The following is a 21,560-nucleotide window of genomic DNA, read 5'->3' on the forward strand; positions in this document are numbered from 1 at the left end:
GGTTTCCTTTATTCATCTTTATTCCAGCCATGTGGCTGGCGATGCTCTCTAAGCATTTCTTTTTCAAACAGCTCATTTAACTCGCGCCTTGCCTCTTTGACACGAGAAACTTGGCCGCTATCCCCTTCATTTTCAGGAATAATCTCTCTAAGCACACGCATATCTAGACGGCGGAAATGTTGTTTAGCTCGGTATGCTTTATGTGGATGCATACCGGTACTAATTAATGCCTTACTCCCCAATTCTAATGCGCTAGAGAAGGTTTCTCGACTAAAGTCAGTGACACCACTTTGCAATAATTCGTGTGCCTCTACACGGCCTTTCGCGCGTGCGATGATATGTAAATTAGGGAAATTCTCTTGGCATAAATGTACAATTTCCATAACTTCTTCGGGCACATCACTAGTGATCACAATTGCCTTCGCTTTTTCTGCTCCCGCTGAGCGCAATAATTGTAGCTCACGCGCATCCCCATAATAAACAGTATAGCCATAGCGCCGCATTGTACCTATCGCTGTAACATCCTGTTCAAGTACGGTAATTTTGACTTTATTGGCCATTAATAGGCGGCCTACCACTTGCCCCATACGACCAAAACCAACCAAAATAACATGAGGGTCGTTATCTTCGACAAATGGTTTTTCACTTGACGTTGGTTGCCGATTATAGCGGTAGTTCAGATAAGCGTCTATCAACTGCATCACAAGTGGTGTTGTCATCATAGAAAGGGTGACGACCACCAATAAGAGGTCCATTTGGCGCTCGTCAATCACACTTGCACCAGATGCGGTTGCGTAAATGACAAAAGCAAATTCCCCGCCTTGACTTAAAACACCAGAAAATTGTGCTCTAGCACCATTCCTAAGCCTTGCTGCATGGCTCAGGCCATAAAGGACAAGGGCTTTTACCGCGACAAGAATGACCACAGCAACCAAAACTTGTGGTAAATACGCCCAGAGTATTTGTAAATTTAGTGACATCCCAACTGAGATAAAAAATAACCCCAGCAATAGCCCTTTGAATGGCTCAATATTAATTTCGAGTTCATGGCGAAATTCTGTTTCTGCTAGCATCACACCTGCCATAAACGTCCCTAATGCCATTGAGAACCCAAGGCTTTCCATTATTAATGCAGACCCTAACACTACCAATAGTGCTGCAGCTGTAAAAATTTCATGTACGCCTGATTTCGCCGCTAATTTAAACATTGGGCGTAACAAGTAACGCCCCACCACCCATAAACCGGCAAATGCGATAACTTTTAAGCCAATCTTTTGCCAATCACTTGTGGCCGAATCCCCAGCTAATAAGGGGATCAATGCCATAATGGGGATCACCGCCATATCTTGGAATAACAACACAGAAAAACCAAGCTGCCCGCTTTCTTTGTTGGACATGCCTTTTTCATTCATGAGTTGCAAAGCCATAGCGGTTGAAGACATTGCCATCCCCAGCCCACCAACCACAGCAGCTTGCCAAGAAAACTTCGCTAAAAATAACAGTGATGCCATTATTGCCGCAGTAACAACCACCTGCACGGTTCCTACACCAAAAATAGAGCGCCTAAGTTCCCACAGTTTAGATGGTTTTAACTCTAAACCAATTAAGAACATTAGGAATACCACCCCCATTTCAGAGAAATGTAAAATGTCATCGACGTTATGAATAAAGCCCAAAACAAATGGCCCAATCATAATCCCCGCGAGTAAATACCCAAGCACCGCCCCTAAACGGATTTTTTGTGCAATAGGTACCATCACCACACCGGCACATAAAAAAATAATGACAGATTCAAATAGCCCCAATTCTGACATTAGGAGAGCCCTCCCGCGCTTAGCGGTTGTTGTATCCATTGACGGTAGTCATCAATCAGCTGTTGAAACCGCTCAGTGGGCTGCCGACGTGCTGCATAAATAATGATAGGTTCCAACCATTGCATATCACACATCAATGCGGTCAATTCAAATGGTCGAAGTATTTCGTTAAGTGGGTAATGATTATAGCCGTCATGTTGATATGCATGAATGGGTTCGCCTGTCGTGATCACAGAACGCCAGTATTTCCCTTTCAGTTTTTGATAGCCCATCTCCGTTGCAAAACGGCGCGTTAAAACACGGTCAAACCATTCTTTCAACAACGCAGGGCAACTATAAGTATAGAGAGGGTGTTGAAAAACAATGATATCGTGCTGGCACAGTAATTCTTGTTCCGCAGTTACATCAATAAAATAATCAGGATAGGTTGCGTATAAATCATGGACTGTCACATGTTCAAAACCACACACCACACTAAGTAATGCCTTGTTAGCAATAGACTCATCAGGGTCTGGGTGAGCGTAGATCACCAGTACTTTAGGTGTATTTGACATCTTTCCCTCCTCAAAGGCGTGTCAGACGGAACATTTTCCGTTACCATGCAGCCTGCTATACTCGTCATACTTCACGTTGCTGTGTTGTTGACTACGCGCATTCGCACTAGTCACCTACTTAAATAGGCTCCTAGCGACTCATTTGTTTGTCGCCTAACAGCACCGTGAATTATTTAGAGTATATACGTTGATAATTTAACATATTTTTAATAGACGGTTGCTATGATTGTTTTCTCTTCACTCCAAATTCGCCGAGGTGTTCGTGTCCTACTGGATAACGCCACTGCGACGATTAACCCTGGCCAAAAAGTTGGTTTAGTGGGTAAAAACGGCTGCGGTAAATCGACCCTTCTAGCACTATTAAAAGGCGAATTACAAGCTGAAGCAGGTTCTGCAACCTTCCCAAGTAATTGGTCCATGGCATGGGTCAACCAAGAAACCCCTGCCCTTGATGTCCCTGCCCTTGAGTATGTGATTGACGGTGACCGTGAGTTCCGTGCTCTAGAACAAAAGCTACAACAAGCCAATGAAAAAAATGATGGCCATGCCATTGCGGTTATCCATGGGCAACTCGATGCAATTGATGCATGGACAATCCGTTCTCGCGCCTCCAGCTTGCTACACGGCTTAGGCTTTAGCCAAGCGCAATTAGACTCACCAGTGAAATCTTTTTCTGGTGGGTGGCGTATGCGTTTGAACCTCGCTCAGGCTCTACTTTGCCGTTCTGACCTATTACTACTCGATGAACCAACTAACCACCTTGATTTAGATGCGGTTATTTGGTTAGAAAAGTGGCTTAAAGGCTACCAAGGTACATTAATTTTAATTTCCCATGATAGGGATTTCCTTGATCCAATTATTGATAAAGTCCTGCATATAGAACAAGAAAGCCTGTTCGAATACACGGGCAACTATTCTTCTTTTGAGCGCCAACGTGCAACTAAATTAGCACAACAACAAGCGTTGTATGAAAGCCAACAAGCAAAAGCCGCTCATTTACAAAGCTATATTGACCGTTTTAGAGTGCAAGCGACAAAGGCCAAGCAAGCGCAAAGCCGTATTAAGATGTTAGAAAAAATGGAAATGGTGGCGCCCGCTCATGTGGATAACCCGTTCCATTTTTCATTCCGCAAACCTGAAAGCTTACCTAACCCATTATTAAAAATGGAAAAAGTCAGTGCGGGTTATAGCGAAAAAGTCATTTTGCAATCGATAAAATTGAATTTAGTGCCCGGTTCACGTATTGGTTTATTAGGCCGTAATGGTGCTGGTAAATCCACCTTAATTAAAATGCTAGCTGGCGATTTACCACCATTACAAGGGGAGATCTCCCTCGCTAAAGGTATTAAGTTAGGTTACTTTGCTCAGCATCAATTAGAGTATCTACATCCTGAAGAATCGCCCTTGCAGCATCTAGCTCGTTTGGCTCCTGAGCAAACTGAGCAGCAGTTACGCGACTATTTAGGCGGTTTTGGCTTTAAGGGTGACCAAGTGACAGACCCTAGTGGCCGTTTCTCTGGCGGTGAAAAAGCACGCTTAGTCTTAGCGTTGATTGTTTGGCAGCGCCCGAATCTGTTGTTACTCGATGAACCAACCAACCACTTGGATTTAGACATGCGCCAAGCGTTGACAGAAGCCTTAATGGCATTTGAAGGGGCTTTAGTGGTGGTTTCCCATGATAGGCATTTATTGCGCTCAACTACCGATGAGCTGTATTTAGTTCACGGCGGCGCGGTCGAGCAATTTGATGGTGATTTAGAAGATTACCAACAATGGCTTGTCGAGCAAAACAAGCTGGAACTACAGCAAGTCCGAGATCAACAAGAAAAAGATAAGCCTGCGGCAACTTCAACAGTCACCGCCCAAGATAGAAAAGACCAAAAGCGCCGCGAAGCAGAATTCCGTCAACTGACTCAGCCAATCCGTAAAAAAATCACGGAATTGGAAAAGCAGATGGATAAACATTCCAACGCCCTGAGTGAGCTAGAGGCAAAACTTTCTGATGCAGCTATCTATGAACAAGATAAAAAAGCCGATTTGGCAGAATGTTTGAAAAAGCAGACTGAGCACAAATCAGCACTTGAAGACGTTGAAATGGAATGGATGGAGCTGCAAGAACAGTTAGAAACCATGACCAGTGAGTTTGAAATAAATTAGTTATAAAACATCACAATTCCTTAAAATCACGAAAAGCTATCTTTGATAGCTTTTCGTTTTTATCATAGTTGAATCTTATCCTTTCACACACATCACATAATACTGCCCATCGATAATTTCAGTCCCTTCGGTTTCGTGTTCAAAACCGGGGAACTCACTGTCCCACGCTTGCAAGCTATGCAAGTAACCGATATGTGGACTATTTTTATCACCGAAGCTTTCACCTGATAACAACATTGGGATACCCGGTGGATACGGAATTATTGAGTTAGCAGCAATGCGCCCTGCCAGTTTATCAAGGGGCACCGCTTCAACACGGTTAGCGACAATCTCTTGGTACGCATCCCTTGGGCTCATCATTACTTCAGGCAGTTGCTCATAAGCTTGGTTCAGTTGCCCTCCGGGGTTATTTTTTTGCAGATAAGTGAACATTTTATCACCTAAGTCACGTAACCCCATATGACCATAAATCTCAGGAGCGGTTTCCACCACTTCCGGTAATACCTTCTTCAGCCCAGTATTATTGTCATAGTGGCGTTTAAAAGACAGCAGCGCATTGACCAAAGTCCCCCACTTCCCTTTGGTGATCCCCATAGAAAACAAGAACATAATCTGGAAGTCAGTGGTGCGGGTCGGCACAATACCATAATGATTTAGCCACGCGGTCACTAGTGCCGCGGGTACACCTGTACCCAGCAGTTTGCCATCCTCCCCCATTCCCGGTGACAAAATACTGACTTTAATTGGGTCAAGCATCGCCCAGTTTTCAGGGATATCCTTAAAACCGTGCCATTTATCTTCAGGATTCATTACCCAGCAGCTTTGCTCTTTCATCAACAATTGAACAGGGGCTTCTTCAAAGGCATAACCTTTACCTGTTGCAGGGTCTTTCACCATTTCCTGATTCCATGGTTTAAAGAACCATTCATCATCGTTAAGAAACTCTTTATACAAGTAACCTAATGATTGGCGAAAATCGATAGCTTCACGAATAACTTCATCTGTCAAAGAACGCCCACTATTACCATCCATCATATCTGCTGCGATATCATTCGAGGCACAAATCGCATACAGCGGTGAGGTGGTGGCATGCATATGATAAGCCTGATTAAAGCGATTGAAATCAATAGCATTACGGCCATTTCGGATATGAATAAATGAGGCTTGTGAAAGAGCGTTAAGTAATTTATGAGTGGAGTGTGTAGCAAAGATGGTCGGTTCATCGCCATTTCGTGGTTCATCCCGCATGGCAAAATGGCCATGATAAATTGGGTTAAAACGTGCATAACCGTACCATGCCTCATCGAAATGGATTCTATCTAAGGATTTATCGAGTAAATCTTGCACCTTACGTGCATGGTAGCAAACACCGTCATAGGTGCAATTGGTTACCACGCTATAAGCTGGGCGTTTGCCGATTTTATCCGATGTTAGTGGATTTTGAGCGATTTTTTCAGTGATCGCTTCCGGCGTCATCTCTGTCGGGTAAATTGGCCCAATAATTCCGTAGCGGTTACGACTCGGGGTCATGTATACGGGCTTAGCTCCGGTAAGGATCAGCCCTTGTTCGATAGATTTATGGCAATTTCGGTCGATTACCACCACATCTTCATCAGTCATACAGGCTTGCATAATGGTTCGATTGGAGCCCGAGGTTCCCACAACCACGGAATAAGACTGGTCAGCCCCGAAAATACGCGCTGCATTTTTTTCGCACTCACCAAAAGCACCGGTATGATCCAGTAAAGAGCCTACTGCGACGCGTTCAATACCAATATCAGTACGAAATAAATTTTCACCAAAAAAATCATGATAAATGCGGCCCGCAGGGGTTTTGGTAAAACCAACGCCACCTTGGTGACCCGGTGCTGCCCACGAGTATTCATGTATATCGCTATATTTAATTAAGCTTTTCATCAGTGGCGGCAATAATTGCGCACGATAACGAATAATAGCGGCGAGGACGCGCCCTGCGATAAAATCAGCTGAATCTTCTAAAATCCATGCAAACTCATCGACTTGTTCCATCATTTTTCGGTCAAATGCCGTTAAAGCTTCTTCGCGATCACTCAATAAAAAAACGGGGACATCTTCTTGGCGGCGATGAAGTTGAGTAATTAATTGATGTGCTTGTGTTTGTTCTTGTTTGTCGGACATATCACGCCCATATAACAAACAATCAATGCTGGTATTCGAGCGAATGTATGCCATTCCATCTTCAAAATCGCGGATAATCACGGTCTCTACGTGTTCATCATTAAGCTCACTAGCAAGCCTTGCTACGGCATGGCTGATAACGGAATCTTCGTCGGTTAACTCAGTATAAACAATGAGTGCTCTCATCAATAATTCCTCTTAAACTAGTTAAAATTAAAATACTTATATCGTTAGTCTTAACGTAAATAAGGATTTTTTGCAAAGTTATCGATGAGCCCGTTCTTCCTTTTCAACGCTATTCATCTAATTTATTAATAACAACTCTTGCATTCATTACTAGCGATTTTGCTTTGCCTTCTCGCCTTTGTAATAGCGCCATAAAGATTAAATCGGTCAGCGTATTCTGAGCGGTTCTCGATGAAATAGAAGAACTACGCCATTCATCTTCTTCTGCGACACTTTCAAGAATGTAATCAGAAATTTGTGCAAGAGGTGAATGCCGGTCCCGGGTAATGGCAACCACACAGGCTCCTTGTTTACGTGCAATATTAGCCGCTGTTAGCATGTCTTTGCGTTTACCTGTAAAAGAGATAACTATCTGTATGTCATTGGCATTAAGTGTTAAAGCGGCGGCAATTTGCACATGATGGTCGGACTCGACGAGTGTCGTAATACCTATTTTTTGTAACTTGTAGCTCAAGTCCTTTGCCGTCAGCCCTGACCCACCAATGCCAACAATTTGTACTCGCTGAGATTGGTCTATTCGTTCGACAATTTTTTCAAATTGCTTGAAATCAATTAATTTTGTTGTTTCCGTGATGGAATGGTTCTTTTCCATCGCTAATTTTTGAGCTACTACCATCAAGTTATCATTCGGTGCAATACGGTTATGCAAAGCCACGTGAGGGGCACTTTCATTAAGCTGTTGACGCCCAATAATCTCACTTAATGCCAGTTTTAGCGCTGGGTAGCCTTTTACCCCAACTTTTTGACTAAACTTAACAATAGCTGATTGGCTCACATCTAAGATTTCTGCCAATTGTTGAGAAGATAAGTTCAGTACGTTTTCCGGATTTTCAATAATAAATTGTGCAATTTTACGTTGATTTTCGGCTAATCGCGGTAATGAATAAGTAATGATATCCAATAATGTCATGACAACCTCAGCTGATAATCGCTATATCAGGGTTCATAAAAATAAAATAATAATAAATTATTCCTCTTTTAATTCGCTGATGAATCAAAAATAATAACTATAATTCAATCACATACAATTTAAAGCCATTAAAAAAATAACAAAATATTCTTTTATATTCGCAAGTTAGAATAGATAACACCGTGATTCCAATCACACCATTGGAATAAATAATTCCTTAATATTAATCCAATTATGGATTTAGGAGCAATTTTTTATGGCTATCGATTTAAGCAAAATGGTAACGGAAAGCCGCAATGCGGCGAGTACGCATATTGACCAACTACCGACCTTGCAAATGCTGCAAGTGATTAACAACGAAGACAAACAAGTCCCTTTGGCAGTCGAGAAAGTTCTTCCTGAAATTGCACAATTGGTTGATAAGGTCGCAGACGCATTTCTAAACGGCGGGCGGTTAATTTACTCGGGAGCAGGAACATCAGGGCGTTTAGGAATACTTGATGCCAGCGAGTGCCCACCAACATACGGTACCCCCCATGAGCAAGTCGTTGGGCTTATTGCAGGCGGTCACCAAGCGATTTTCCGTGCCGTTGAAAATGCAGAAGATAAACCCGAATTAGGTGAGCAAGACCTGAAAAATATTCAATTTAATGAAAAAGATATACTCGTTGGTATTGCTGCGAGTGGGCGTACCCCATATGTGTTAGGTGCGTTAGCCTATGCAAACAAGATTGGTGCAACCACAGCTGCCATCAGCTGTAACCCAAATAGCCCTATCGCTAATGCAGCAGATATCGCTATCACCCCTGTTGTGGGCGCAGAAGTGGTCACAGGCTCTTCACGCATGAAAGCGGGAACCGCTCAGAAATTAGTGCTGAATATGATCACTACTGGCGCGATGATCCGCATTGGAAAAGTATTTGGTAATTTGATGGTCGATGTAGAAGCCACCAATGCCAAATTAATTGAAAGGCAAACGAAGATTGTCATGGAGGCAACAGACTGCGACCGAGCAACCGCAGAAACCGCGCTTCAACAATGTGATAGGCACTGTAAAACGGCCATTTTGATGGTGTTAACCGGCCTGAATGCCGATGATGCACGTCAACTACTCTCGGACAATCATGGTTTTATTCGTACAGCACTCAATATGGCACCTTCCGCCTAATTCGCGGATTTTAATGAGATAAATGGTATGGCTAAAATAACAATAGAAATGATGCAGCAGATCCTGCAACAGGTTGGGGGTCGTCGCAATATTAAATTAGCGGGTAACTGTATGACCCGTTTACGACTCACACTCAATAATGATCAATTAGTCGATAAAGCCGCACTAAAACAAATCGCAGGTGTGCTTGGCGTTATCGAAAGTGATGAACAACTGCAAATTGTTCTGGGCCCCGGTAAAGCCCAAACTGCCGCGGACTTAATGAACCAAATGCTAGAAGATGCTGAAGATGATATCGACGAGTCTTCTCATCAGACCCAAGACCTTAACCAAATTGCTTCTGCTAATAAACAGCAGTTAAAAAAGAAACAAACTAGCGCAGTACACCGCTTTCTCTCAAAATTCGCCACCATATTTACCCCCTTGATTCCAGGATTCATCGGAGCGGGTCTTTTGATGGGGATAGCCTCATTGCTTGGGTTGTTAGTCGCCAATGAAAACTTATTTCCACCGGACTCCCAACAGTTGGGCTGGTTAAAAAGTGCCATTGCCTATCTCGCGATATTCGGCAAAGGTTTATTTACCTTTATGGGACTATTAATTGGCTATAATGCCCAAAAAGCCTTTGGAGGTAGTGGCGTTAATGGTGCCATTATTGCCGCTTTATTTATTTTAGGTTACGACCCAGAAGCAACAAAAGGCTTTTATTCGGGGATGTCAAACTTCTTCGGCTGGCACATTGACCCTCGAGGCAACATCATTGGAATTTTAATTGCCTGTATTTTTGGGGCATGGGTTGAAAAACAAGTTCGCAAAATTATCCCATCCAGCCTTGATATTATTTTAACCTCAACCATAACTCTGTTAATTGTGGGCGCAGCAACCTTTATCTTTATCATGCCGATTGGTGTTTGGCTGTTTGATGGAATGTCTTGGTTATTCATGCACTTAAATGGCAATCCTATTGGAACAGCTATTTTGGCTGGGGTGTTCTTAATCGCCGTGATGTTTGGTGTTCATCAAGGGTTTATTCCTGTCTACGTTGCCCTCGTTGATGCACAAGGGTTTAACTCACTATTTCCGATATTGGCAATGGCGGGCGCTGGTCAAGTGGGTGCAGCCCTCGCCTTGTATGTGAAAGCGAAAAAAGGTTCAGTCACCCGTGGGCAAATTGGTGGCGCCCTGTTCCCCGGTTTCTTAGGGATCGGTGAGCCGCTGATTTATGGTGTCACACTCCCGCGCGTCAAACCGTTTGTCACCGCCTGTTTAGGTGGCGCAGCTGGTGGTTTCTTTATCGGGGCCGTCGCGTGGATGGGGTTACCTGTCGGTTTAAATACTGTGTTTGGGCCATCTGGGTTAATTGCCATTCCATTAATGACATCCGGTCAAGGTGTCCTCGCCGGGATGGCTGTGTACGCGGGGGGAGTATTGGTTTCCTATGTGTGCGGCTTCCTATTTACCTACCTGTTTGGTAGTAAAGGCGTAGATTTAAGTTAATCATGCCCTAAACAAAAAGCAGCTCTTAGGGCTGCTTTTTTCAATCAATAAAAAACGCTATTCCAACCAAATCAATGGGACACACAGCGCAGTTAGCAGCCCCATCGCTAAATTAAAGATAAACCAAGCTTGGCGACTACGTAAAAATAAGCTAATCAATGAGCCAAAGCCCATCCAAATCAAACCTGCCACTAAGTTGACGATTACAAATGCCACGCTCATGACTAAAATAGATTGGCTGAATAACTCACCAGGCAGGCTAAAGCCACCAACTGCCCCTAGCCCCATCATCCAAGCTTTAGGGTTTAGAAATTGTAATAAGCCCCCCTGATACCATGTTACGCTTTTCCCCACTTCGCTATCCGTCTTAATTGGTGCATAATTAGCTGTTGCTGTTTTCCATGCCAGCCAGAGAAGATACACACTGCCCACCACTTTTAAGGCAATATGAATCGCAGGATAGAGCAATAAAAGTGCAGCAATACCAAATGCTGAGAGGTAAAGTATCGATTGCATACCTAGCATAATACCTAAGCATAATGTAATCGCATGACGAAAACCGTAGTTTGCCGCACTTGATGTTAGCAACATATTATTAGGGCCGGGTGTGACTGCTGCAATGAATAGAAATGTAAAAAGAGAAAAGATCAGCCCCAGTGTCATTTATAATTTAATCCTCAAACCCAAATTTGTTTACTTGCATCACAAAAAAATAACAGTATGTTATGTGACTCACAAGAGCTCCTATTAAATAAAAATAAGGTTATGTCTGAAAACTTTCGTCCAATCAGTTGGGCTAAAAATCCACACCTCCAAACTCTACTGCCTAGGATTTTTCGTAGAACCCCGAAAATTAAACCTATTTGGCAGCGACTTGAATTGCCTGACGGTGATTTTATTGATCTCGCATGGAGTGAAAAACCTGAGCTTGCGGCTCATAAACCACGCTTAGTCATTTTTCATGGGTTAGAAGGTAATTTTAAGAGCCCTTACGCTCATGGAATGTTAGAAACAGCGGAAAAACACGACTGGCTAGGCGTTGTCATGCACTTTCGTGGATGTAGCGGCGAACCCAATCGCCAACAGCGTATTTATCATTCAGGTGAAACCGATGATGCTCGCTACTTCTTACGCTGGTTAAAACAAACTTTTGGTGATACGCCAACGGCTGCTGTGGGGTATTCCCTTGGTGGGAATATGTTGGCTTGTTACTTGGCTGAAAGTGGTCAAAATGCGGATTTAGATGCGGGAGTGGTTGTATCTGCCCCATTAATGTTAGAGGCTTGCTCCCTACGAATGGAAAAAGGCATTTCCCAGTTTTATCAGCGCTATTTATTAAATGGCTTAAAACGTAACGCAACTCGTAAACTCGTACGCTATCCTGGGTCATTACCACTGAATTTATTGCAGCTTAAGCAAGTTAAACGCATTCGTGATTTTGATGATGTTATCACTGCACGTATCCACGGTTTTGATGATGCCTCAGATTACTATCAGAAATGCAGTGCATTACCTAAATTGGCTCACATTACTAAACCAACATTAATTATTCACGCCAAAGATGATCCATTTATGGCTCCTGAGGTTGTTCCTGATTTATCTTTTCTTCCCCATAATGTGGAATATCAAATGACAGAACATGGCGGGCACGTTGGTTTTGTCAGCGGGACCTTTAGAAAACCGCAAATGTGGCTAGAAACTCGAATTCCGCAATGGTTAACCCCTTATTTAAATAAGGAAAACCCATGATTATTCCTTGGCGTGAGTTATCTCCAGAAGCACTGGAAAACCTCATCGAAAGCTATGTTTTACGAGAAGGAACTGACTATGGGGCACATGAGAAAAGCTTACAAGACAAAGTTAATGATGTGAAACGGCAGTTAGTTTCTGGCGAAATTGTGCTAGTCTGGTCTGAATTGCATGAGTCGGTTAATTTCATGCCTAAAACCCGCTAACCCGCTTTGTTCGCTATTTTGTCATAGTGGACATAAGCGCAACACAGGGAGTTCGCTATGTCCAAAAAACATCCGATTATTGCTATCACCGGTTCCAGTGGTGCAGGCACGACCTCAACTAGCCAAGCATTCCGTAAAGTTTTCCACCAACTCAATATCCAACCAGCTACATTAGAAGGGGACAGCTTTCATCGTTACACGCGGCCTGAAATGGACATGGCTATCCGCAAGGCGAGAGAACAAGGTCGGCATATCAGTTATTTTGGTCCTGAAGCGAATGACTTTGCTTTGCTAGAACAAACTTTAATTGATTATGCAAAAACAGGTTGTGGACAATCACGAAAATACCTACATACCTATGATGAAGCGGTTCCGTACGGTCTACAACCAGGTACTTTTACACCTTGGGAACCACTCCCTGAAAAAACTGATGTGTTATTCTACGAGGGTCTGCATGGTGGGGTTGTTACACCTGAGCATAATGTAGCTCAACATGTTGATTTACTTGTTGGCGTTGTCCCGATTGTCAATCTTGAATGGATTCAAAAGTTGGTTCGTGATACGACCGAAAGGGGCCATTCCCGTGAAGCGGTTATGGACTCTGTTGTGCGTTCAATGGGGGACTATATCAACTACATTACCCCTCAGTTTTCGCGTACTCATATCAATTTCCAACGAGTTCCGACTGTAGACACTTCCAACCCATTTTCAGCCAAAACTATCCCTTCACAAGATGAAAGTTTTATTGTGATCCGCTTTAGAGGGCTCGAACACATCGATTTCCCCTATTTGCTTTCAATGATCTGCGGTTCTTTTATTTCGGCTATGAATACCATTGTCGTACCCGGAGGAAAACTCGGTCTAGCAATGGAATTGATCATGATGCCATTAGTTGAAAAGTTAATTAATCAGAAAAACAGTTAAATTATTTCTCAAATAATAAGTAAGACGCTTACCATTAATTAAGGTAAGCATCTTTTTATTAAAATTTTAATATAAAAAATAAATTTATTTTTAATTTTTTATTTCAAAGCTATGAGTGACTTCAACCGTTTTTTCTAGCATCAGTGCCACTGAGCAATATTTTTCAGCCGAGAGCTGAACAGCTCTTTCAACCGTTTTTTCCGTTAATTCATTTCCTGTTACGATAAAATGCAAATGTATTTTAACAAAATAACGTGGAGCTTCTTCACGGCGCTGCGATGTTAATTTAACTTCACAATCAGTAATATCATTTCGCCCTTTTTGTAAAATTGAAACGACATCTATTGCACTACATCCACCTGCCGCCATTAGCACCATTTCCATTGGGCTAGGTGCTTTATCACCTGCATTACCATCCATCATGACTTGATGCCCTGAAGCTGACTCACCTAGAAAGGAAAGTCCTTCTACCCATTTTACTCTTGCTTCCATTTTATTCCCCTTGAAATGAAATCGGTTTAAAGGCTACATTGTTCCATAGATATAATGAATGTTATATCAGCTTTATTAGGCTGAAGCGATACAGGGGAGACTTTCTTCATTGGATATGCTACAAACAATACTTAGTTGATAGGACTAAGATCAAAACTCAGCGGTTTAATTGATTATATTATAGTGTTGATATCAATTTGTTTACCCTAGCCTATCGAATGCGCTGAAGTTATTCAGCTCTTCACATTATTTAGGGTATATAAGGCAAATTAATATGCTAAGCTAGTGACTTTAAAGCCAGCCTTTCTGGTAAGCTTTTCCGGATGGCTGCAATAACATACAGAGGATAACGCTAATGGTTCTCGGCAAGCCACAAACAGACCCTACTCTTGAATGGTTTTTGTCACACTGCCATATTCATAAGTATCCATCCAAGAGCACACTGATCCATCAGGGTGAGAAAGCAGAAACCCTTTACTATATCGTTAAAGGTTCAGTGGCTGTTTTAATTAAAGATGAAGAAGGCAAAGAAATGATCCTCTCTTACCTGAATCAAGGGGATTTCATTGGTGAACTGGGGTTATTTGAAGAAGGGCAAGAACGTACTGCGTGGGTGAGAGCTAAAATCGCTTGCGAAGTTGCTGAAATTTCTTACAAAAAATTCCGTCAATTGATTCAGGTTAACCCTGATATTTTAATGCGTCTCTCAGCGCAAATGGCCAGTCGTTTACAAACAACATCCGAAAAAGTCGGCAACCTTGCCTTCTTAGATGTCACAGGCCGTATCGCTCAAACCCTATTGAATCTAGCGAAACAACCTGACGCAATGACCCACCCAGACGGTATGCAAATCAAAATTACCCGTCAGGAAATTGGCCAAATTGTCGGTTGTTCCCGTGAAACTGTTGGCCGTATTTTAAAAATGCTGGAAGATCAAAACTTGATCTCTGCACACGGTAAAACCATCGTTGTTTACGGTACACGTTAATTAACCTTTCAGCCTCGCTCTCTTGGCGAGGCATGCAATTTAAAATAGCTTTATATCGTCGATATAAGGCTATTTCAGTTTAATTATAGCAACATATTTATATGCTTATATTAATGAGTATCGTTTCTTTATATTTTATCTATTTAGCTCTCTATAAAATAATAATCATAATATTAAGTAGGGTTATATTTATGAAAATTACACTTAGCAATTTGTCAGGCCATTCCGAACTTTTTAAAAACATTAGCAATTCCGATGATTTTATAAAGAAAATCTTTGCTGTGACTGCATCATCGAGAAAAGAGCCCTTATCCACTCAGCAACAATCTAAACTATCAGATGCTTATAGCCTAGAAAGCATTGACTCAGCTTATGAAAGTGATTCAGAAAGTATAAATAATACTAAATTATTGAGCGCTGACGAATTTAAGCATAAAGTTAATCAATTGAAAGTCCGCTTGTATAAATTTTATGCATCTACTTTTTATAATGAACAAGATGCAGACTCACTAATAACAGAAAACCAGACAGTTTTTGAGGATTTTAATAGTGCTGATAAAGAAATTCGTAAATATGCTGATTTTTTGTATCCGCACGTTAAAACTCCAGGGATTAACATCAAAAACTCAGAAATAAAAAACGAAATCATAAAAAATCACCATCATCCTAAGCAACTAGAAAATAAAAATAGCACTAAAACCCCTTTAATAACCAGAACAAACAAAAAAAATACCAATAATATTGATTTACCTTTGGAACCAATGAAACAAAAAACAAAGAATTCCTCTCAGAAAAAATTTAAATATGTGCACTATAAAGTCGCTGATAATAATCAAGATAATTCCAAATACATTCCTCTACCTAAAAGCACTTTTGAATTCAAGGGAAATATACAACAAACAAAAACTTCAGTATTAAGAACACAATATATCATGCAACATTACAAACTATCTAACAAATCTATGCCATTAGACTATAAACCACGAAAAAATCACTTTAATAGAAATGTTAATTCAATTAAAACCGCTGACTTAATAAAAATAAGCAATAGCATTGAAAAAGAAAAAAGACTAACCATGGAAATGAAGGCACTTAAAGATAATATATTTGAAATACAAAACCAAATTCATATTAACGATAATTTATTGAAAGAATTAAAAAAACAAACCATTAAATAAAACATCTCTATTTTATACAAGATCATTATTAATTCAAATGATTAATAATACATTATTAGTAAAATCATAATGCCATAAGATAAAATCAATGCATTGAATAAATTAATTATTTCAATATTAAGCATGAATATTTATTTAGCAAATTACTTTTTTAATATTAATATAGGATATGACTATGAAAACCACCCCCCTAGATACCACCACAACTAGCTCACTATACAGAAAAAACTCATCAACTGGGGCTAAGAAAGAAACACCCACTATTACACAAAAAATTAAAAATTTGAAAATAAATAATCCATTCTCATTTTTTCATTTTAACAAAAAAAATACGGAATCAAAATTCTATATTAGCTTACCAGAAGCTGGTTCAAAGGGAAGTGATTTAAATTTACTTAATAAATTAAACTCAAACAAAAAAACAATTTCTTCCCTTGAAAATAAGCTTATAAATAATTCATTTAATATCCCACAATTCATTAAGGATTTAAAAAATAAAACAGAAAACTCCATTGATAATTTACTAGGTAAGAATGATTTTTTTAGCGAAATTCCAGCTACAGATAAAATCATAGAGAAACAAAATGAAACAATAGGCTATCTTAAACATTACCTAGATTTATTAGACAAAAATAAAAAATTGACCAATAAAAGCGAAGAGCTAAAAAACGAAATTGATGATCTGAAATCAGCCATAAGATATGAATCAAAAATAAGAGGAATTGCATACTTAAAAAAAGAAAGTAAATACTTAGTGTCATTAGAAAAAGAAATACCAATGGAAAATAACATAGAAGGAAAAAATAAAAAAATCGAAAAATTAATTAAAATACAAAACTCAGTAAAAATTTTATTGAGTAATGAGTTAAAAGATATAAGAAATAAAGTTCACAATATTACATTGGATAAAAATGCTCTAGAAAAAAATATTTTAGCTCTGAAAAAACCGATAATATGTGAATCTTTCATTACCTACGATGAAGATAATACACCTATTTACCACAATGAGTCTCACGACTTTGATTTTGATGACCTATTTGAAAAAAAATTAGAAACTGAAAACACAAAAAACAATAGAATTATTAAAAACTTAATATTAGAAAATGACTTGTTATATAATTCAATTGAAGAGTTAGATAATGATAACCTTGATTATAGAGGTTTAGTCCAAGACTTAAGAATTGATAATAATAATAAAAATCATGAAATTAGAGCACTACAGGAAAAGCTTGCCAACAAAGCGCTATCCATGGCCTCAATTAGTCTCACCTCGTTATCTTCTGGCTACCATTCCGATAATGAAGACAATAACCTTACATCAGATCTTAAGGTTAGTGAGGAAAAAATAGCTCAAAAAGAAGAGACACTAAAAAATAAATATCCTTTAGCCAATAATAAAGGAGTAAAAAAATATTTATATACACATAAAGTTCAATGCCTAGCTGCTGGAATACCAATTAGTAGTTCAAAAGAGCAATTACAAGCACGATTGAAGGCAATAAAAATACAATTACCAACTCAGTAAATGCTATAAAAATTAAACTTTCAATAAGTTGCAGAAATTATTCTGCAACTTATCTCTTAGTTATTTCAACAACTTCCCAATCGCTGTCTCTAATTTCACCATACCGCTATTAATTTCTTCTTCAGAAATAATCAGTGACGGCGTAAACCGCAATACATTAGCACCCGCATTAAGCATCATTAAACCTTCTACTGCACTGGCTTGCAGGATATCTTTCGAACGGTTCAATAGTTTGCCGTCTAACTCAGCACCAATTAATAAGCCCATTCCTCTGATCTCAGAAAAAACGTGGTATTTATCATTCAGTTTATTTAAATGAGCGATAAATAATTCACGGCGCTTTTCGACACCATTTAGTACTTCCTCAGTATTAATAATATCAAAGGCCGCATTCCCTACCGCACAAGCCAATGGATTACCACCATAGGTAGTACCGTGAGACCCAACTTCCATTGTTTTAGCAATTTCTTCTGTGGTGATCATAGCACTAATAGGAAAGCCACCCCCCAGTGCTTTTGCCGTGGTTAAAATATCGGGGGTCACATCATAATGCATATATGAAAATAATTTCCCTGTACGCCCCATACCGCTTTGTACTTCGTCAAAAATTAACAGTGCATTATTTTCATCACACAGCTTACGTACACCTTGTAAAAATGCAGATGTTGCCGCGGTCACCCCACCTTCACCTTGTACAGGCTCAAGCACTACCGCACAGGTATTTTCATCTATAACCGCTTTTACTGCTTCAAGATCGTTGAAAGGGACATGGATGATATCGGCAGGTTTTGGCCCAAAACCATCTGCATATTTCGCTTGCCCACCAACAGAGACCGTAAATAATGTTCTGCCATGGAAAGCTTGCTTAAATGCAATAATCTTAGTTTTATAAGGATTATATTTGGTGATGGCATAACGACGCGCTAACTTAAATGCGGCTTCATTCGCTTCAGAACCTGAATTAACAAAAAATGCACGGTCAGCAAAAGTAGCGCTAGTTAATTTTTGCGCTAACTTAAGTGCTTGCTCATTGGTAAAAATATTACTGACATGCCACAGTTTTTCGCTTTGTTCACGCACTGCCGACACTAAGCTAGGATGGCAATGCCCAAGGGCAAGAACGGCAATCCCCCCTGCAAAATCAATATATTCTTTACCTTGCTGATCCCAAACACGGCTACCTTCACCTTTAACTGGGATAAACTCAGCGGGTGAAAAAATAGGCAACATAACTTGATCAAAAGTCTGCCGATTGACTGATTGTTGTTCTGACATACCCCTCACCTACCCTTACTCTCTGCTAAAATGAAAATATAATCATCAAATATGAATAAAAAATCACAAAAGAGCAATAGTTAACGGAGAAATATGCATAATTAATTTGTTATCAATGATATTCGCAAACTAATACTTCAGAAAATTATTCAGTAATTCATGACCTTGTTCACTTAGAATACTTTCTGGGTGGAATTGAACACCTTCTATAGGTAAAGTTTTGTGCCGTATTCCCATGATTTCATCAACATCACCGTTATTTAATGACCATGCTGACACATCAAAAGAAACAGGAAGTGTCTCTGCTGCAATAACTAAAGAATGGTAACGAGTCACAGTCAAAGGACGGTTTAAACCTTTAAACACACCTTGGTGATTATGATGGATTGCTGATGTTTTGCCGTGCATAACTTGACGAGCCTTAACGACTGATGCGCCAAAAGCTTGCCCAATCGCCTGATGCCCCAAGCAAATACCCAAAATAGGGAGTTTACCCGCAAAATATTTTATTGCCTCAAGGGAGATACCAGCCTCATCAGGCGTACATGGCCCAGGCGAAATCACAAGATGGGTAGGCGAAAGCTGTTCAATTTCTTCGATGGTAATTTCATCATTACGTTTTACAACAACCTCAGCACCTAACTCACAGAAGTATTGGTATAAGTTGTAGGTAAATGAATCGTAATTATCAATAAGTAGAAGCATATTAGGCTATCCGACTGATTTTTATCATTATATATTATTTTCTTATGCATATTTTTTAGGTCTTGGCAATCAGAACGATGATTAAAAACGCTAAAAAATAATAAGGTCGGCTATCATAGCACAGCCAAGACAAGAAAATAGCCTATTTAAGTCAATGAATGCTTTTATCAGAAATAATTTTCCATATAAAAATCATGGAATTATATTTACATTACGATAACAAAATGATATTGAAGTTAAGAATTACTTTAAATACAAGGAAGTAAAAGCCACCTCAAAAAATAGAAAAATCGGATTAACTTTTAGTGGATAACACAAGTAAGGTGCATCAGAACATGTCACAGAACCGATATTTACAACTCAAGCGGGTAGGTAAATTCACCTACCCACTGTGTATATAAGATTAAGGCTTTTTAATCACTTCTGCTGAAATGATAGTAACGGGTTCAACAGGAACATTTTGATACGGACCAACATTCTCTGTTTTCACTTTAGAGATTTTATCCGCTACATCCATACCTTTTACCACTTTACCAAAAACCGCATAACCAAAGTCACGTTGACCATGGTCTAAAAACGCGTTATCAGCAACGTTAATAAAGAACTGGCTTGTTGCGCTATCTTTATTTGCAGTACGAGCCATAGAGATGGTGCCACGTAGGTTACGTAGCCCGTTATCTGCTTCATTTTTAATTGGCGCTCGAGTTTGTTTTTGCTGCAAATCTTTATTAAAGCCACCGCCTTGGATCATAAACCCAGGAATAACACGGTGGAAAGTGGTTCCGTTGTAATAACCTTCATTAACATATTGAACAAAGTTTTCTGTCGAAACAGGGGCTTTCTTACCATTCAGTTCTAATTCAATATCACCTGCTGAAGTGACTAATTTAACATAAGTCTCACCCGCCGATAATGCAAAAGAGGACGCGCTAATTGCGCAAATGGCCAAAATTGGCACAAAAATTCGTTTTAACATGTAAGATCCCTTTCATTGTGACTCATTACAACTACAATCAAGCAATTCTAGAGCGAAGCTAGCAAGATTGCTGAAGATTTACCTATATTTACGCCAAAAACGGTCAAACCTACCAAGCGTGTTAAATTGTAGACTAATTTAGACAAAAAACTTCACAGATAATGATTATTTATCAATTAGCTAGATTTTACGATTTATATCACGCTAAAGGTAAAGCATTTCACTATTAAGTCAGTAAAACCAATACAAGGGATATTTCAAGTTGTCGGGATGGCGTAAGCAAAGCTATAATCCCCCAGCCTTTTGAGGCTAACTCAGGGAGAACGACAAATGGCAATTAAGAATCATAACTACCAGATGGCAAAATTTGTCATCAGTGCACCGGATATTCGGCATTTACCAAAAGATACCGGTATCGAGGTTGCTTTTGCTGGCCGCTCAAATGCGGGTAAATCAAGCGCTTTAAACGCATTAACTCAACAAAAAGGTTTAGCACGCACCAGTAAAACCCCAGGAAGAACTCAGCTAATCAACCTATTTGAAGTTGAGGAAGGCATTCGCCTTGTTGACCTTCCCGGTTATGGTTATGCCGAAGTTCCCGAAGAAATGAAACGCAAATGGCAACAAGCGCTCGGTGAATACTTACAAAAGCGGGAATGTATTAAAGGGCTTGTGGTGCTAATGGATATTCGCCATCCATTGAAAGATCTTGATATGCAAATGATAGAATGGTCTGTTGCAATGAGTGTACCAGTCCTCGTTTTACTGACTAAGGCGGACAAACTTGCCTCTGGCGCGAGAAAAAAACAGCTGACGGAAGTGCGTCAAGCTCTTGCACCACTTGAGGGGGATATTGAAGTTGAATATTTCTCAGCACTGAAAAAAATAGGCGTTGATAAACTTCGTATTAAGTTAGATAGCTGGTATAACACACCAATTTAATCCCATCACTGTGTGAGCTAGAAATAGCTCACTAAGCCTTTGATAGTCTAATCTACTGAATTTTAGGCAAAAAAAATGCTCCAATCAAAAAAATTGA

19 protein-coding genes are annotated in these 21,560 nt (G+C 40.0%); 10 read left to right on the plus strand and 9 right to left on the minus strand.

Features of this window, described 5'->3' with window-relative positions; translation table 11 throughout:
• Positions 1–8: 8 nt before the first annotated feature.
• Together kefB and kefG are read right to left on the minus strand one after the other, a co-directional pair.
• Positions 9–1,814: a glutathione-regulated potassium-efflux system protein KefB gene (gene kefB, locus ACPEH5_RS08950; protein WP_042847594.1), complete on the minus strand. Its 1,806-nt coding sequence runs from the start codon at positions 1,812–1,814 to the stop codon at positions 9–11.
• Positions 1,814–2,368, minus strand: coding sequence for a glutathione-regulated potassium-efflux system ancillary protein KefG (kefG, locus tag ACPEH5_RS08955; RefSeq protein ID WP_042847597.1), 555 nt, complete (start codon positions 2,366–2,368; stop codon positions 1,814–1,816). The genes kefB and kefG overlap by 1 nt, the downstream gene beginning before the upstream one ends.
• 222 nt (positions 2,369–2,590) lie before the next feature.
• Between kefG and ACPEH5_RS08960 the strand changes: the two genes are divergently transcribed.
• On the plus strand, positions 2,591–4,525 hold the full coding sequence (locus tag ACPEH5_RS08960) for an ABC transporter ATP-binding protein (RefSeq protein WP_240133407.1): 1,935 nt from the start codon (positions 2,591–2,593) through the stop codon (positions 4,523–4,525).
• 75 nt (positions 4,526–4,600) lie between these two features.
• Here ACPEH5_RS08960 and adiA read toward each other — a convergent pair whose 3' ends face one another.
• Together adiA and ACPEH5_RS08970 are read right to left on the minus strand one after the other, a co-directional pair.
• Entirely contained in the window at positions 4,601–6,868 is a 2,268-nt protein-coding gene (gene adiA, locus ACPEH5_RS08965; RefSeq protein WP_240133408.1) for an arginine decarboxylase, read from the minus strand.
• A 109-nt stretch (positions 6,869–6,977) separates the two neighbouring features.
• Positions 6,978–7,838, minus strand: a complete 861-nt coding sequence (locus ACPEH5_RS08970) for a MurR/RpiR family transcriptional regulator (protein WP_240133409.1) — start codon at positions 7,836–7,838, stop codon at positions 6,978–6,980.
• 256 nt (positions 7,839–8,094) lie between these two features.
• Here ACPEH5_RS08970 and murQ point away from each other — a divergent pair, with 256 nt between their 5' ends.
• Positions 8,095–9,006: an N-acetylmuramic acid 6-phosphate etherase gene (gene murQ / locus ACPEH5_RS08975; RefSeq protein WP_042847603.1), complete on the plus strand. Its 912-nt coding sequence runs from the start codon at positions 8,095–8,097 to the stop codon at positions 9,004–9,006.
• A 27-nt stretch (positions 9,007–9,033) separates the two neighbouring features.
• A complete protein-coding gene (gene murP / locus ACPEH5_RS08980) occupies positions 9,034–10,503 on the plus strand; it encodes a PTS N-acetylmuramic acid transporter subunit IIBC (protein ID WP_042847605.1) in 1,470 nt (489 codons plus the stop codon).
• A 57-nt stretch (positions 10,504–10,560) separates the two neighbouring features.
• Here murP and ACPEH5_RS08985 read toward each other — a convergent pair whose 3' ends face one another.
• Positions 10,561–11,166, minus strand: a complete 606-nt coding sequence (locus ACPEH5_RS08985; protein ID WP_048605414.1) for a LysE family translocator — start codon at positions 11,164–11,166, stop codon at positions 10,561–10,563.
• A 102-nt stretch (positions 11,167–11,268) separates the two neighbouring features.
• Between ACPEH5_RS08985 and ACPEH5_RS08990 the strand changes: the two genes are divergently transcribed.
• Genes ACPEH5_RS08990 through ACPEH5_RS09000 form a run of 3 tightly spaced genes read left to right on the plus strand, consistent with a single transcriptional unit; the run spans position 11,269 to position 13,382 of the window.
• A complete protein-coding gene (locus ACPEH5_RS08990; protein ID WP_042847799.1) occupies positions 11,269–12,252 on the plus strand; it encodes a hydrolase in 984 nt (327 codons plus the stop codon).
• The gene (locus ACPEH5_RS08995; RefSeq protein ID WP_048605415.1) at positions 12,249–12,458 is read left to right on the plus strand and encodes a YheU family protein; all 210 of its coding nucleotides are present in this window, start codon (positions 12,249–12,251) and stop codon (positions 12,456–12,458) included. Before ACPEH5_RS08990 ends, ACPEH5_RS08995 begins: the two co-directional genes overlap by 4 nt.
• A gap of 57 nt (positions 12,459–12,515) precedes the next feature.
• Entirely contained in the window at positions 12,516–13,382 is an 867-nt protein-coding gene (locus ACPEH5_RS09000) for a phosphoribulokinase (protein WP_042847611.1), read from the plus strand.
• A gap of 90 nt (positions 13,383–13,472) precedes the next feature.
• On the opposite strand, the gene ACPEH5_RS09005 is transcribed toward ACPEH5_RS09000, so the two are convergent.
• Complete coding sequence (locus ACPEH5_RS09005; RefSeq protein ID WP_042847613.1) at positions 13,473–13,874, minus strand: OsmC family protein; 402 nt, start codon at positions 13,872–13,874, stop codon at positions 13,473–13,475.
• A 355-nt stretch (positions 13,875–14,229) separates the two neighbouring features.
• Between ACPEH5_RS09005 and crp the strand changes: the two genes are divergently transcribed.
• From crp to ACPEH5_RS09020, 3 genes are all read left to right on the plus strand, one after another.
• The gene (gene crp, locus ACPEH5_RS09010; protein WP_004262556.1) at positions 14,230–14,862 is read left to right on the plus strand and encodes a cAMP-activated global transcriptional regulator CRP; all 633 of its coding nucleotides are present in this window, start codon (positions 14,230–14,232) and stop codon (positions 14,860–14,862) included.
• A gap of 191 nt (positions 14,863–15,053) precedes the next feature.
• Positions 15,054–16,040, plus strand: coding sequence for a hypothetical protein (locus tag ACPEH5_RS09015; RefSeq protein WP_226693575.1), 987 nt, complete (start codon positions 15,054–15,056; stop codon positions 16,038–16,040).
• Positions 16,041–16,215: 175 nt separating this feature from the next.
• Complete coding sequence (locus ACPEH5_RS09020; RefSeq protein WP_166696966.1) at positions 16,216–17,565, plus strand: hypothetical protein; 1,350 nt, start codon at positions 16,216–16,218, stop codon at positions 17,563–17,565.
• A gap of 60 nt (positions 17,566–17,625) precedes the next feature.
• Here ACPEH5_RS09020 and ACPEH5_RS09025 read toward each other — a convergent pair whose 3' ends face one another.
• The 3 genes from ACPEH5_RS09025 to ppiA form a co-directional block, all read right to left on the minus strand.
• Positions 17,626–18,840 (minus strand): aspartate aminotransferase family protein, encoded by a 1,215-nt coding sequence (locus ACPEH5_RS09025; RefSeq protein ID WP_042847617.1) that lies wholly within the window; start codon positions 18,838–18,840, stop codon positions 17,626–17,628.
• Positions 18,841–18,969: 129 nt separating this feature from the next.
• Complete coding sequence (locus ACPEH5_RS09030; RefSeq protein WP_042847620.1) at positions 18,970–19,545, minus strand: aminodeoxychorismate synthase component II; 576 nt, start codon at positions 19,543–19,545, stop codon at positions 18,970–18,972.
• Positions 19,546–19,948: 403 nt separating this feature from the next.
• Entirely contained in the window at positions 19,949–20,521 is a 573-nt protein-coding gene (ppiA, locus tag ACPEH5_RS09035) for a peptidylprolyl isomerase A (RefSeq protein ID WP_042847622.1), read from the minus strand.
• 330 nt (positions 20,522–20,851) lie between these two features.
• On the opposite strand from ppiA, the gene yihA reads away from it, so the two are divergent.
• A complete protein-coding gene (gene yihA / locus ACPEH5_RS09040; RefSeq protein ID WP_042847624.1) occupies positions 20,852–21,463 on the plus strand; it encodes a ribosome biogenesis GTP-binding protein YihA/YsxC in 612 nt (203 codons plus the stop codon).
• The last annotated feature ends 97 nt before the right edge of the window (positions 21,464–21,560 follow it).

Source organism: Providencia sp. NPDC089933, from assembly GCF_049545585.1.
In the GTDB taxonomy this organism is placed as follows: Bacteria; Pseudomonadota; Gammaproteobacteria; order Enterobacterales; family Enterobacteriaceae; genus Providencia; species Providencia huashanensis.

Coding starts and splice junctions, on each gene's coding strand:
- murP (WP_042847605.1), top strand. CDS start 9,034: ATGGCTAAAATAACAATAGAAATGATGCAGCAGATCCTGCAACAGGTT.
- kefG (WP_042847597.1), bottom strand. CDS start 2,368: ATGTCAAATACACCTAAAGTACTGGTGATCTACGCTCACCCAGACCCT.
- murQ (WP_042847603.1), top strand. CDS start 8,095: ATGGCTATCGATTTAAGCAAAATGGTAACGGAAAGCCGCAATGCGGCG.
- crp (WP_004262556.1), top strand. CDS start 14,230: ATGGTTCTCGGCAAGCCACAAACAGACCCTACTCTTGAATGGTTTTTG.
- ACPEH5_RS08985 (WP_048605414.1), bottom strand. CDS start 11,166: ATGACACTGGGGCTGATCTTTTCTCTTTTTACATTTCTATTCATTGCA.
- ppiA (WP_042847622.1), bottom strand. CDS start 20,521: ATGTTAAAACGAATTTTTGTGCCAATTTTGGCCATTTGCGCAATTAGC.
- ACPEH5_RS08960 (WP_240133407.1), top strand. CDS start 2,591: ATGATTGTTTTCTCTTCACTCCAAATTCGCCGAGGTGTTCGTGTCCTA.
- ACPEH5_RS09025 (WP_042847617.1), bottom strand. CDS start 18,840: ATGTCAGAACAACAATCAGTCAATCGGCAGACTTTTGATCAAGTTATG.
- ACPEH5_RS09020 (WP_166696966.1), top strand. CDS start 16,216: ATGAAAACCACCCCCCTAGATACCACCACAACTAGCTCACTATACAGA.
- kefB (WP_042847594.1), bottom strand. CDS start 1,814: ATGTCAGAATTGGGGCTATTTGAATCTGTCATTATTTTTTTATGTGCC.
- ACPEH5_RS09030 (WP_042847620.1), bottom strand. CDS start 19,545: ATGCTTCTACTTATTGATAATTACGATTCATTTACCTACAACTTATAC.
- ACPEH5_RS09005 (WP_042847613.1), bottom strand. CDS start 13,874: ATGGAAGCAAGAGTAAAATGGGTAGAAGGACTTTCCTTTCTAGGTGAG.
- ACPEH5_RS09015 (WP_226693575.1), top strand. CDS start 15,054: ATGAAAATTACACTTAGCAATTTGTCAGGCCATTCCGAACTTTTTAAA.
- ACPEH5_RS09000 (WP_042847611.1), top strand. CDS start 12,516: ATGTCCAAAAAACATCCGATTATTGCTATCACCGGTTCCAGTGGTGCA.
- yihA (WP_042847624.1), top strand. CDS start 20,852: ATGGCAATTAAGAATCATAACTACCAGATGGCAAAATTTGTCATCAGT.
- ACPEH5_RS08995 (WP_048605415.1), top strand. CDS start 12,249: ATGATTATTCCTTGGCGTGAGTTATCTCCAGAAGCACTGGAAAACCTC.
- ACPEH5_RS08990 (WP_042847799.1), top strand. CDS start 11,269: ATGTCTGAAAACTTTCGTCCAATCAGTTGGGCTAAAAATCCACACCTC.
- adiA (WP_240133408.1), bottom strand. CDS start 6,868: ATGAGAGCACTCATTGTTTATACTGAGTTAACCGACGAAGATTCCGTT.
- ACPEH5_RS08970 (WP_240133409.1), bottom strand. CDS start 7,838: ATGACATTATTGGATATCATTACTTATTCATTACCGCGATTAGCCGAA.